This is a genomic window from Paenibacillus naphthalenovorans (assembly GCF_900099895.1).
Taxonomy (GTDB): Bacteria; Bacillota; Bacilli; order Paenibacillales; family NBRC-103111; genus Paenibacillus_G; species Paenibacillus_G naphthalenovorans.
The window spans coordinates 1-12,823 of record NZ_FNDY01000021.1 but is presented as its reverse complement, the minus strand read 5'-3'; the positions used below and the strand labels follow the sequence as shown (position 1 = coordinate 12,823).

Sequence of the window (12,823 nt, the reverse complement as noted above, 5' to 3'; positions counted from 1 at the left end):
TTTAATGAATTTATAACGTTACATTATACTTTAATGCATCTGGCGTCCCAAACTTATCCACCTGCTCAGCGTGGTCAATCACCAAATCAACCGGAATCTCCGGATTAATCTGCTTCGGGTCTCCGCCCATGTTCGCCATGGCGGTTCGTAAAGAAGCCAAGTCCACGACAACAGGAACGACGGTATAATCCTGAAGGACCATACGAGCCGGCTTAAAAGGTACTTCTACATTTTCTTTCGCATCCTTTGTGCCCCATTTCGCTAAATTCTCAATGTGCTCCTGCGTGATCGTTTTTCCGTCATACTGACGCAATACTGACTCCAATAAAATTTTAATCGAGTACGGAAGTCTGGATACTTAGCCTATACCAGCTTCCTCCAAAGTTTGAATCCGGTAATAATGAACTTGTTGAAGATATCTTGAGGTGTTCTCATGGTCTCCCCCTCTCCTATCCTGTTGTAACGAACTTGAGATTATTATAGGCCGGACCCAGAACTAAAAGAAAATATCAATTCCTTATGACCGGCGATACCCATTGGGAATATCTAAAAATAAAAAAAGAACCAAACAAGACAGACTGCAATTGTCTCATTTGACTTCTTTCTTTACTCTTGCAAATCGGTTTCTTTAACGAAATGAACAAACGCTTTCGACAGTATTCATTTCCAGCGCTTCATTATAGTAAAACATCCAGGTTTGTCTTATGATGCGGTTTCCCTCTTTGTCTGTGATGTCTACTTTATTGATCTCCGCATCCTTAGCGTTTCGTGATGGAAGGTTGAGAAATGAATAATTCCTCAGCGGTTCTTGTGATATTTTTATGCTTGTAAAGCACCCGCAATATGAGCCAATCTTGTTCCTCCAATGTCTTAGCCCCCTCTTCCAATCTATAAATAACATACTATAGTTGAACGAATCAGATATGCAAGTTGGTTATGTCTAACCATGCAAAATTAGTATTTTTAATTCATTATACTTCTATGATTAAATGTTAATAGGCAGCTACTCATGTTAAGAACGGAGGAACATAGATGAAGGATATTGTGAGCTTGTTTCAAGAAATTCCGACCACTTGTATATCCGATGCTTTGCAAGGAATGAATAACCTGGATCCCGGCATTAAACCTTTAAAGGAGCAGTATAGAGTTGCGGGCAGAGCTTTTACAGTTAAAATGCCTGTCGGAGACAATCACGCTGTACTTCGGGCAATATCCGAAGCTAAACCCGATGATATTCTTGTCATCGATGCTAAAGGAGATACGTACCGTGCAGTGGCCGGCGACTTTGTCGTGGGCATGGCACAAACCTTAGGAATAAAAGGTATCGTTGTTGACGGAGTCATCCGCGATATTCATGGGATCAGGGAACTGAATTATCCGGTCTTTTGCAAAGGGACCACGGTTGCTGCGAGCGGCAAAGCGGGAGGAGGGGAAATAAACGTACCTATCTCTTGCGGCGGGGTTTCGATCCAACCCGGTGATATCATTGTCGGGGATGTGGACGGGGTTGTCGTTGTCCCTAAGGACATAGAAACAACGATTCTCCATAAAGCTTTGGATAAGTTGAAAAAGGATCAAGAGCGAGAAGAGCTTGTTTCCGGGGATCAGGAAGCAATAAGAAAGCATCTTGATTCAATACTCTCCAAGTAAAACTTATGGGCAAAGAGAAAAGCTGATCTCCTATGCGGAAATCAGCTTTTATTTTTGTCTCTCTCCTCTACTGTAAAATGTTGGGCTTCATTCCCTCATTCGCCCGATTCCCTGCACGATCCGCTCAGGTTATGTAACGGCGGAAACAATATAGCTTTGCCGCCTATCCGCCTCCAATGATTATCGTATCAAGTTCCCCTTCCACCTCCATATCCTCCATTCGAATTCGGCTCATTCCCCTTCTTTGACGAACCGCTCAATCCGGCTTTTAATGGAATCGCGAACAGTACGGAATTGGCTCATTATTTCATCTTCCGTTCCAACAGCTTTTGCCGGATCATCAAACCCCCAGTGCCATTTTGTAACGTTCTTGTTGGAGATTACGGGGCAATGCTCATCGGCGTGGCCGCACAAGGTAATGACATAGTCGGCCCGATTCAAAATATCGGGATCGATCACGTCCGAGGTATTGTGACTAATATCCACACCGGCTTCCTTCATTACTTGTACTGCCCGAGGATTTACCCCATGCGCTTCAAGTCCTGCGCTTTTTACTTCGTATTTATCACCACCTAATGCTTTTAAAAAGCCATCCGCCATCTGGCTTCTGCAGGAATTGCCGGTACACAAAAAGTAAACTAACGGTTTTTTCTCCATGATGAACAATCTCCCTTTTAAATTGAACTATTCATGCATTCATCTGCAGATGCTGCAGAACATACAGCCATATATAAAGACCGGTAAGCGTAATGAACAATGTAGGTACGGTTAGCAGAATGCCGATTTTAAAATAATAACCCCAACTAATTTTTACGTTTTTCGTAGAAAGCACATGCAGCCAAAGCAGCGTAGCCAATGAGCCGATCGGTGTGATTTTCGGACCTAAATCCGAACCGATCACATTCGCATAGATGAGCGCCTCACGAATAAATCCGCCGGTTTGAGTGCCCTGGATCGCCAGCGCGTTAATCATGACTGTTGGCATGTTGTTCATAATGGAGGACAGGATTGCGGCAATAAAGCCCGTACCTACGGTAGCCGCAAAAAGTCCTTGGTCTGAGACCGTTTGAATGACACTGCCGAGCGCATCGGTAAGTCCGGCATTTCGAAGGCCATATACGACTACATACATACCGACGGAGAAGACCACAACTGCCCAAGGAGCATTCTTCACCAGTTTCCATGTATGGATTGCAGGGCTTTTTCTCGCAGCAAACAAAAACGCAATCGCAGCGATGCCTGCAATCAAGGATACAGGGAGCGAGAAAAATTCGCTGACGAAATAAGCGACGAGCAGTGCGGCTAAAATGACCCAAGATAGTTTAAATAGCCGCGGATCTTTAATGGCTTTCTCCGGTCTTCTCAATGAGGTCAGATTATAGTTTACCGGGATGCTTTTATGGAAATACAGATAGAGCACAACGAGGCTTGCGATGATAGAAAAGAAATTCGGAACGATCATACGGCTGGCGTATTCGGCAAAACCGATGTTGAAATAATCCGCGGATACGATATTGACTAAGTTACTGACGACAAGCGGCAAAGATGCTGTATCGGCAATAAAACCGCTGGCCATAATAAACGGCAAAATCATCCTTTCATCAAATTTCAATGCCCGAACCATTGCAAGCACAATCGGCGTGATAATCAGGGCTGCACCGTCATTGGCAAACAAGGCAGCGACCGCCGATCCCAACAGAATGATAAAAACAAACATAAGGAGTCCGTTTCCGCGTGCTAGCCGTGCCATATGTAAGGCTGCCCACTCGAAAAAACCAATTTCATCAAGAATCAGCGAGATTAAAATGATAGCCACAAAGGCCAATGTTGCATTCCATACGATACCGGTTACGGTGCCCACGTCCGTAAAGCTGACCACCCCGAACAATAAAGCGAGAATAGCTCCGGCACTCGCCGACCAGCCGATATTCAGTCCCCGCGGCTGCCAGATGACCAACGTCAAGGTAAATAAAAAAATGAGAAATGCGATGATCGCCATGTTGTCCCCCACTTATTCGCAACAGTCGTTTTTCTTCTGATCGATCTTTAGTTTTAATGACGGGATATATTCTAAAATTGTCTGAATATATGGTTTATCATCAATATTTAATGAGTAATAAACCCATTGGCCTTTACGTGTTTCGTTGACAAGCCCGGCTGATTTTAGTTTGCGCAAATGCTGGCTTGCATTCGGTTGAGACGTTTCCAACAAATCAACGATGTCGCATACACAAAGCGGCCGCTCTTTCAATAAAGCCATGATCGTTAACCGTGTTTTGTCTCCGAGCATTTTAAAGCTTTCCGACATTTCATTTATTTGTTCCATAGAGAACCTCCAATAAATCACTATAAAATCTTTTGGTCTTTTAAGACTTCAACCGTTATAGCCACCTCACAGTCAACATCAAATGAATGATAAAATAAATATATAATAATTAAATTATATAATCAATTGATTATATTTTAAAAAGATTGTAAAGAAGTTTATCATTTACCCCCTACCGAATCAGCAATGAGTTTAAATCTCCCTTACCATAACTGAACTTCAGCGGACTACATTCTTGGCCTAAATCAGGAATCGGAACAGATTCTTGACGTTGAATTGTAACAAGAATTTGTTCCGATAAAATAAAAGCCCATGATTTAGTTGCTTGTAATTTGCACCGTCTTTGTAGTTTCCTTCCACTCAACTTTTGTCCCTAGTGATTCACTGATAAAGCGAACTGGCACAAGGGTCACGCCATTTTTTATTATTGGTGGAGCATCTAACTTTGTTAATTCACCATTAATGATTGCAGAATCACTATCTATCGTTAATTGTATGGTGGTTTGCCCTTTATGTGCAGTTACTGTAGAAGTTTCGGCATGCCATTCTATTACGGCACCCAAAGATTCAAAAATTTTGCGCATCGGAACCAAGGTTGTTCCATCAACCAATATAGGTAGTTGTTCGAACTCGAGTACCTTTTCATCAATTTTAACGCTAATTAAGTTGTCTACAAAATCTTCATTCTCATTACTTTTAATCCAAACTGGTTCTGTCCTATACCATTGAGTTCCATCTCCCGTATAGCCTCCGCCCCAAGAAAATAAAGTCCCGTCTTCTCGAAGCGCCATAGAGCGGAAACCTGTACCGTGTGCCGCGATCTTTATTATTTTATGTAGACCTTTAACTTGAACAGGTACGTTGCTATCTTCATAAGATCCTATTCCTAATTGTCCGCCTAAATTTTGACCACTTGCCCAAACAGTTCCATCTCTTTTTAAATAGAGTGGTCCGCCTGCAGTAGCTTGTATGGAAACAACATCTGTAATACCTTCCACTAATTTAGGATTGGATTTCTTATTTACTGTTTCACCTGCAATCTTACCTGCCCCGTTTGAACCAAACACCCAAACAGAGCCGTCTTTTTTCAAAGCGTAGGAATCTCTTGAGGCTGCTGCAACAGCTAGAACATCGTTTAAACCCTCAATTTGAACCGCTTTTCCTTGATCGAGTGTCCAAACAGTCCCGTCTTTTCTTGTAGCAATTAAATTATTTCCGTACCCAGTGGAGATAGAAACGATGTCAAAAAAACCATCAAGTTTGGAAGGAGACTTCCCCCAGTTCCAAAGACTACCGTCACTTGTTACAGCGAAACTTTTACTCCAATTTCCAGCAACAAGAACAACATTATCTATTCCCCTAACCTTTACTGGCGTGACGCGATCGTTGTCTTCAACAACTTGAGATCCTTGTCCAGGTTTTATTACGGTTTTCGTCCCATCTCCGATTTGACCCTCAGAATTTCTTCCCCAAGCCCATACAGAACCTCCTTTATCCACTGCTAAAGCATGATGTGAACCAGCAGCAATAAGGCGTACATCTTTTAACCCTGAAACTTGAACTGGAATCATAGGATTTTCCGTTCCTTTTTGTCCATTACCGAATACTCCTGATCGATTTGATTCACCCCATGCCCAGAGGGTCCCATCCTTTTTAATGGCAAGACTAACTCCTCCGCCAACTGCGATATCCTTCCAACCAATCGAGTCATTCCCAGCAAAGGCTGTATCTAAATTTCCCAACACTACTGAAAGCAAGGAAAATACAGCTAATAATTTTATCGATAATTTCATGATTGTGTTCTAGTCTCCTTTAAATTGAGGATATTAAATATATGATTCGTGAGCACCAAACCAATTCCTTTTTTAGAAATAATTATTACCCGAAACTGCCCGTTAGCGAAGCGAAGGGATGCCGCGCGGCACCCCTTTCGATGTTTCAACTATCGTTTCCCGTTAGCGGAATCGCGTGTTAAATTGGAAGTACAATAACAGCAGGTGCGGTATATGCCAGCAACTACACTTTCAATTCAACGTATCTTGATGAACCCCTACTCCGCTTCCTTCTTAAAACACGAGTCCACAAACTAAACTTACCAAACCTTTCAAATTCATTGTGTTTTATATTTTATACACTGTCAACATTTTCTTTTTTTAGAATAATCCCTTTAAAATGCAAGCATCAAGTTTTTTATGTTATGTTTTATTACATTTTGAATGGAGAATGAAAACTACATATGGTTAACAAAAATATTATGTTATAATGGATTTAGATAAGTTTGGGCATAGTTAACAAGTTTATACGAAAAGAGTAATGAATGCAGCGTATGTATGAAAATCTTTTAAATATATCGGAGGCCGCAAAATTACTGGGGATTTCGGCAAGCACCCTGCGGCGTCTGGAGAAAAACGGAACCGTTGAGGGGTACGGTTTGAAGGTCATGTATACTCCCGGCGGACAAAGAAGATACATGCTGGATGAGGTTCAGCATCTTTATTCCAATCAAGGATTCTCAGGGCAAACCGGCTTCGGTAACAAATCCGCGCTGCTCATCCGGGACTTAACTATAGCGTTTACAGACCCGCAGTCACAGCTGTCTATTGAAATCGAGGATCAGGTAAGCGTGACACAGCAGCTTATCGAAGAGGCGCTTTCCCACAGTATCCCGGTTATTTTCAGCATGACCATTTATGAATCAAGCCATCAGGTGTCCCGTTTATGGAGCCAGAAGTTTCCGTCGCTCCAAATATTGGATCATCAGAGCACATGGGTCCATATTCACCCGAAGCTTGCCGATTATCCCTACGACCTTATCAACCCCACGGTCTACATTACGGACTTATACAATTCTTCGGTGGAAGATTTTTTGAAGGGGCGTCAAATCGATACATTGATTCTCGCGGGTGCGACGACAAGCGGAAGCATCCGGGCGACGGCTGTCGAAGCGCTGCAGAGGGGATACAAGGTGATCATTCCAAAGGAGGCGGTAGGCGACCGCAATCAGACAATCCAGAACATCACCCTATTGGACTTAAATGCGAGATACGCCGACGTCGTGAACGCCGACAAGGTACTGAAAAATATGAAGCCTTCCCTCGAATCCACTTAAAATAAACATCGCAGTCCCAGATCAGTCACTCCTTCCCGCCCATTCCCGGGCATAAAAATAATCCCGATCGGCCTCGGGGTTCCACTCCTTTATTTAACATGCGGACTTTCGTTAGTTGAATAACGGGCAGTCCTTTATTATTCTAATTTTACCGAAGGAATCAAATTTTGCGCCCCAGTTTGCAATTGCCCGTTTGCGCGCTTTTGCGTTTGGGTTGCTTTTTCTCGTAAGCACGGAGAGCGGCGCTGTCAATGGCGACGTTACTGCCATCCAGGATGCCTTCCTGTTGACAGCGTGTGACCAATCCTCAAAAAGCTGTTTTGCCAAGCCCTTCTTCGTCAGTTCCGCGAAAACTCGGCTTAATGTGGATATGGAGGGAGCTTCCCGATCCAGAGGAAGACCACACTGATAACGAAACCGGAGATCCGTATCCAAACGATGATGCAATCCCGTAAAGGTATCGATTCCTTCAAGTGGCGCAGCCAAGAGTGCTCGTAGAATACCTTGTCTGCAGTATCCGTCAGCGCCTCGGGGTGAACGGCTCCTCAATTCCTTGGCATACGGCCTCAGATCGAGAGAGCTGAATAAGATGGGCAATCGCTCCTTGGGTTGTATTTTTAATAGTTCTTCGAAGGAAAACAGACATACTTGGAGAATATACAAAGTGACTTCCTCCCTTGGTTGTTTTCGGGTTTGGTCACTTGAAAACTTCTCCAAGTTGGGGTGTCTTGGTTAATTTCAAAATCTTTCTTGCTTCATCGGGGGTTGCGATTTCCTTGCCTAATTCGGCAACAATACGCTTCGTTCTGTTCACAAACTCCGCATTGGATTTCGCTAAGACTCCGAGCTCGATTCCGCGGTAATCGACGGCTCGGGCGACATGCGTTTTCTTGGCAATGTCGGCTCCGACCACAAGGGTCGATTCGGTATTTTGTAGAATGCGTTGATTTTGCTTTTTGGATTGCTTATACTTCATGTAGAACGTCCTCCTTCAATTAGGGCAGTGAATGTGCATCATTCCGAGACCCGGCATACAGGAGGCGCTTTTTTCATTCATAGCATGTAAAAGGCGTTTATGTTTTCTTATCGATTGCGTATTTTCGCCGTTTCAAGCTGCTTTTATTCAATGCTTCATTCCAGGCATGCTGCCCATATCGTGTCCGTTTCCTCCACCCGTATCAGGCTGCGTTCCCGCATGGGCATTGCCGCTGCCATGTCCTCCATGGCCTGCTCCGGATTCGGAGACGATCTCCAGCATGGCATCTATTTCCCCTTGTGCCGCGGCGCTCAGCACGTCTTCGCCCCCTGTTAACCAGGCATGATTGTAAGGTCCTTCCGCAGGAGTCCTCTTATACTTCGGCTGAATCGACATGACATAGGACATGACGGCCTCCGGCATGCTGTCCTTATCCGTCCAAAGCATCGGCGCATGTTTGCCCAAATGGGAGAACGGTGCGGCAGCCAGGGCCAAAGCCGGGGAATCCTTGCTCACGAAAGAGAAGTTGTGTCCCGGTGTTGTTATTCCCCACCCAAAATCCGTAACGAGATCTTTGTATTTCGCGAAGGCAACGGCATTTTCGTAAGGATCTTTCCCGGCGATCCGGACGACCCTTCCGAATTGCCCCAATTGGGTTTCCACACTGGCCGATACCACCGATTCCGGTCCAAGGATATAGATGTTTGCTTTGCCTCCCCGCGTCTTTAAAGCATCGACGGTTTCCTGCGGAATTTCGTCTTTTGTGACATAAAGCAGCGGTTCCGGCATATGGGCGATCCAGTTTACGGCAGGCATGGTATATTCCTGGCTATCCTTCGAACCCACGATCACTGAAGGAGGATTCTCTTTAGTGACATTCGCATAATAGGCATCAACCGCTTTGGCCACCGCCGCATGATTTCCGCCTGCAATCTTGTCCGTTTTCAGCCCAAGCTCCTTCACCTGTTCCTCTACCTTTGGATCGAGATCACCGACCAGAATGACCTGGACACCGTTGTTCATGGGCACACCTGCAGGCTTTAACCGCTTCAACTCGTTCAAGGTGACTTCGGGAATCCCGTCTTTATCCACGAAAAGCACTGGGCCGTTATTCGGATGATGAATCAGATTCGCACTGACAAGCGCCGTTTGCCAATCGTCCGGATTCGCGAGCACGACACCGCCCGGTCTGTTCTCGTCGCCGGTAGCCATCCACAACGTTCGCGAAACCAGCACGGCCGCCTCCGCGGGATCACTCGTATTGATGCGTGTTGTGTTTTTCGATCCCACCCACGGCATGTTAACCGCCAAGACCGGTTGACTTTGTCCGGAACCGGCCTGCTGCTCCGCATTCCCCATGTTATGCCCCTCGTGCTGCGGGGAAGAATCCGTAGCATGGAAGCATCCCGTTAAGGCCAAGGCCGTAACCACGGAAACAATTCCGACTTTCATTGTTTTTTTCATTACACAGCCTCCTTCCTGTCTTTACGGTTTTTCATTTTGCGAGATTGTGCCCGCTAATGTCCAAACCAATCCGCTGCAATAAGAATAACCACCGCTTTTGAAGATCTTGTGAAGAATGATGATTTGCCGGTTAAAAAGAACGGCTTACTTTAGGAATTCGGATATAAAACGTGGTCCCCTGACTGCTTTCCGCCCAAATCTGTCCCCCGTGAGCGTTAACCAGCTTCTTTACGATGGTTAACCCCAAACCGCTGCCGCCGGTTTTCCGGTTTCGCGACTTGTCCCCCCGGTAAAACCGCTCGAAAATATACGGCAAATCCTCCCGCGCAATACCGCTGCCCGAATCCTGAACGGCAATAAGTACGTATTGTTCCTCCTCTACAGCTTCAATTCGCACTTCCCCGCTCTCCGGAGTGTATTTGAGGGCATTGCCAAGCAGATTGACCAACACCTGAATCATGCGTTTGCGGTCCGCAACAATCCGGATGTCCGGACTGCAGCTAAACGAAAGCTTAATCTTTTTTTCAAGATAAGCAGCGGAAACCAAGTCCACCCCTTTGGCAATCATGGAAACCAGAGGCTCTTCTTTTCGTTCCAAATGAAATGCCTGAGATTCCATATGGGTCAGGTCTTCCAGTTCTGCTACCATGTCCGTCAACCGTTCAATCTCTTCGTAGCAGGAATGGATGCGTTCCGGAGTCGGTTCCCAAACGCCGTCTTCAAACGCCCGCATATGGCTTTTTAAAGTGGCGAGCGGCGTTCGAAGTTCATGCGCGATGTCTTCGGTCATGGTGACCCGAAGTTGCTCTTGTTTGTGCAATTGCTCGGCCAGTTTGTTTAGCGAACTGCCCAATTCCGCAAGCTCGTCCTTGCCGTCGAGTTTCACCCTGGCGTCCAGCTGGCCGTCCGACATCCGTTCCGCGACCCGTTTCATGTCGACAAGGGGGGCCGAAATACGTTTCGCTGTATAAAAACCGATCAGAACCGAAAGGACGATGGAACCGGCAAACGTCCACAAGATCGATTGAATGAGCGCCTGTTCCAAGTGATAACCCAGCTGCGGAAAATCATGATGCGCGCCTGCAGCCTGTGCCTGATACATGGAAATATGATAATGGGTTCCCCAAATAATGCTGACCGTCGAAATCAATAAAATGCCCGTCGCTATTGCAATGATCAGCATCGCCAGACGGGTGTGCAATCGCTTATTCATCGGGCACCACCTGAAAAGCGATAACCGTAACCATAAACTGTAACGATATATCGGGGGTTTTTCGGATCCGGCTCGATTTTGTGGCGTATATTTTTAACATGCTGGTCAATGGTCCGAATATCGCCTTCGAATTCATAACCGAGCACTTTATCTGCCAATTCCTCACGTGAAAAATGCCGCTGAGGATATTTAGCCAAAGCAAGGAGCAGCGAGTATTCGTTCGGCGTTAAATTCACCGGTTCTCCATTGCGAAGGACGATTCGTTTCAGCGAATCGATCACCAAATGGCCATTGTTGAAGGCTATGCGGTCAGCAAGCAAATGACGGTCATCCGTTCGGCGCAGGATCGCCCGGACCCTGGCCACGACCTCGCGCGGATCGAAAGGCTTGGTCACATAATCATCGGCGCCAATGGACAAGCCTTTGATTCGATTGTTTTCCGACACTTTGGCGGTAAGCATGAGAATTGGAACGGAATGGTTTTGACGTATGGTTTGGCATACAAGCTCCCCCTCCATATCCGGCAGCATGAGATCGAGTATGACGAGATCGACCGGCAGGTTTTGCAGAGTATACAATGCCTCTTTTCCGGTTGCCGCTTCTAATGTTTTAAACCCTTCCTTGTTAAGATAGGACACCATGACATCGCGAATTTTCTCCTCGTCATCCACCACCAAAATCGTTTTCATGACCATCCTCCAAACACGTTTCTTTGATTACTTTACCACTGACTTGTGAAGAAATGATGTAGGCTTCCAACAATTCTTTCCATTCGCTTATATTTTGATAATAACCTTGTTCCCTGCTCATCCTATTTTCGTGTGAAACAGCGCGCCAGCCGTCACTTTTTTTCGCGAATTTCTTTGCAGATCTGCTCAGCGATCTCTTGCACGCTTTTTGTCCCGAGATCCCCTTCCCCGCGTTTTCTGACGGCTGCTGTACCGGAGGTTGCCTCGTTTTCACCGAGTATCAGCATAATAGGAATTTTCTCCAACTGAGCCTCGCGGATTTTGTAGCCCAATTTTTCGTTACTCCCGTCGACCTCGACCCGTATACCAGCGTTCCGGAGCGCTGCCTTCACTTGAAAAGCATAGTCGAGGAATGGAGCCGACACCGGCAGCAGCTTCACCTGAACCGGCGCAAGCCAAAGCGGAAATGCGCCGCTGTAGTGTTCCGTTAAAATGCCAATGAACCGGTCAATGGAACCATATACGGCACGATGAATCACGACTGGCCGGTATTTCCTGTTGTCTTCGCCGATGTACGACAGGTCAAATTTCTCCGGCATCTGAAAATCCAGTGTGCCCCGGACAATTCATCGGTTTGAGCGCGAATTTTGTTTCGTCAACCTCGGTAAAGTACATATTTTCACGGTAATGATCCCAGTGGCCTGACTTCTCCCACAGCCTTTGTTTCATGATAAACGGTGTGCGCACTTCTTCATAATCCCGTTTTTGCTGCATATTGCGCAGGAAGTTTTCAAGCTCGGTCCGGATGACCATCCCTTTTGACAAGTAGAATGGCATACCCGGCGCTTCTTCGGATAACATAAACAATCCGAGCGCTTTGCCCAGCTTCCGGTGATCGCGCTTTTTGGCTTCTTCAAGAAGTTTCAAATGCTCATCGAGCTGCCCCTTTTTCGAGAATGAAGTCCCGTAAATACGCTGAAGCATTTTATTCTTTGAGTCACCGCGCCCATAAGCTCCGGCAACATTCATCAGTTTGAATGCTTTGATCCGGCCGGTGGAGGGCAGATGCGGTCCGCGACAAAGGTCTGAAAACTCTCCCTGCGTATATATGGTAATCACTGCAAGCGGCTTCTCAATGTCGATGTCGTAGTAAAACCCGTCTGCGATAACGGGGCCTATTCCGAGCTTGACGGCCTTATCCCCGTATATGCGCTTCATGGCTTGCGCCATCAAAATGCGCCGTACTGTGGCGATAGACCTCCAGCCCATCCTTGCTGTCAAGTGTAATGATTTCGACCAGGTGTTGTTCGTCTGTGATAATGTCATCCTGTAACTGTTCTGAGATAATGTCACTATGGGACAGGAGACATTAACATTGACCAGAGCAGAACTGAAA

At 45.9% G+C, this 12,823-nt stretch carries 11 protein-coding genes and 4 pseudogenes; 2 read left to right on the top strand and 13 right to left on the bottom strand.

Features of this window, described 5'->3' with window-relative positions:
• Positions 1-13: 13 nt before the first annotated feature.
• Positions 14-412, bottom strand: a pseudogene (locus BLT35_RS17745) (aconitase family protein); the annotation flags it as partial.
• 620 nt (positions 413-1,032) lie between these two features.
• On the opposite strand from BLT35_RS17745, the gene BLT35_RS17740 reads away from it, so the two are divergent.
• Positions 1,033-1,650, top strand: a complete 618-nt coding sequence (locus tag BLT35_RS17740) for an RraA family protein (RefSeq protein ID WP_074729221.1) — start codon at positions 1,033-1,035, stop codon at positions 1,648-1,650.
• A gap of 231 nt (positions 1,651-1,881) precedes the next feature.
• Here the strand turns inward: BLT35_RS17740 and arsC are convergent, their stop codons facing one another.
• The 4 genes from arsC to BLT35_RS17720 form a co-directional block, all read right to left on the bottom strand.
• Positions 1,882-2,307, bottom strand: a complete 426-nt coding sequence (gene arsC / locus BLT35_RS17735) for an arsenate reductase (thioredoxin) (protein WP_062408334.1) — start codon at positions 2,305-2,307, stop codon at positions 1,882-1,884.
• Positions 2,308-2,338: 31 nt separating this feature from the next.
• Entirely contained in the window at positions 2,339-3,649 is a 1,311-nt protein-coding gene (locus tag BLT35_RS17730; protein ID WP_074729219.1) for an arsenic transporter, read from the bottom strand.
• A gap of 12 nt (positions 3,650-3,661) precedes the next feature.
• Positions 3,662-3,976, bottom strand: a complete 315-nt coding sequence (locus BLT35_RS17725; protein WP_074729217.1) for an ArsR/SmtB family transcription factor — start codon at positions 3,974-3,976, stop codon at positions 3,662-3,664.
• Between the two features lie 317 nt (positions 3,977-4,293).
• Positions 4,294-5,769, bottom strand: a complete 1,476-nt coding sequence (locus BLT35_RS17720; protein ID WP_074729215.1) for a stalk domain-containing protein — start codon at positions 5,767-5,769, stop codon at positions 4,294-4,296.
• Between the two features lie 524 nt (positions 5,770-6,293).
• Between BLT35_RS17720 and BLT35_RS17715 the strand changes: the two genes are divergently transcribed.
• The gene (locus BLT35_RS17715; protein ID WP_254777600.1) at positions 6,294-7,085 is read left to right on the top strand and encodes an isochorismatase family protein; all 792 of its coding nucleotides are present in this window, start codon (positions 6,294-6,296) and stop codon (positions 7,083-7,085) included.
• 150 nt (positions 7,086-7,235) lie between these two features.
• On the opposite strand, the pseudogene BLT35_RS17710 reads toward BLT35_RS17715, so the two are convergent.
• The 8 genes and pseudogenes from BLT35_RS17710 to BLT35_RS26290 all read right to left on the bottom strand — a co-directional run.
• A pseudogene (locus BLT35_RS17710) lies at positions 7,236-7,748 on the bottom strand (transposase); the annotation flags it as partial.
• 34 nt (positions 7,749-7,782) lie between these two features.
• Entirely contained in the window at positions 7,783-7,899 is a 117-nt protein-coding gene (locus BLT35_RS28075) for a hypothetical protein (RefSeq protein ID WP_437438533.1), read from the bottom strand.
• A 27-nt stretch (positions 7,900-7,926) separates the two neighbouring features.
• Positions 7,927-8,061, bottom strand: a pseudogene (locus BLT35_RS28070) (IS110 family transposase); the annotation flags it as partial.
• A gap of 147 nt (positions 8,062-8,208) precedes the next feature.
• Positions 8,209-9,525: a cell wall-binding repeat-containing protein gene (locus BLT35_RS17700; RefSeq protein WP_083351329.1), complete on the bottom strand. Its 1,317-nt coding sequence runs from the start codon at positions 9,523-9,525 to the stop codon at positions 8,209-8,211.
• Positions 9,526-9,655: 130 nt separating this feature from the next.
• Positions 9,656-10,738 (bottom strand): sensor histidine kinase, encoded by a 1,083-nt coding sequence (locus tag BLT35_RS17695; protein ID WP_074729213.1) that lies wholly within the window; start codon positions 10,736-10,738, stop codon positions 9,656-9,658.
• Positions 10,735-11,427, bottom strand: coding sequence for a response regulator transcription factor (locus tag BLT35_RS17690; RefSeq protein WP_062408328.1), 693 nt, complete (start codon positions 11,425-11,427; stop codon positions 10,735-10,737). The genes BLT35_RS17695 and BLT35_RS17690 overlap by 4 nt, the downstream gene beginning before the upstream one ends.
• The gene (locus tag BLT35_RS27085) at positions 11,402-11,548 is read right to left on the bottom strand and encodes a hypothetical protein (RefSeq protein ID WP_175472010.1); all 147 of its coding nucleotides are present in this window, start codon (positions 11,546-11,548) and stop codon (positions 11,402-11,404) included. Before BLT35_RS27085 ends, BLT35_RS17690 begins: the two co-directional genes overlap by 26 nt.
• Positions 11,549-11,579: 31 nt before the next feature.
• A pseudogene (locus tag BLT35_RS26290) lies at positions 11,580-12,739 on the bottom strand (His/Gly/Thr/Pro-type tRNA ligase C-terminal domain-containing protein); the annotation flags it as partial.
• Between the last annotated feature and the right edge of the window lie 84 nt (positions 12,740-12,823).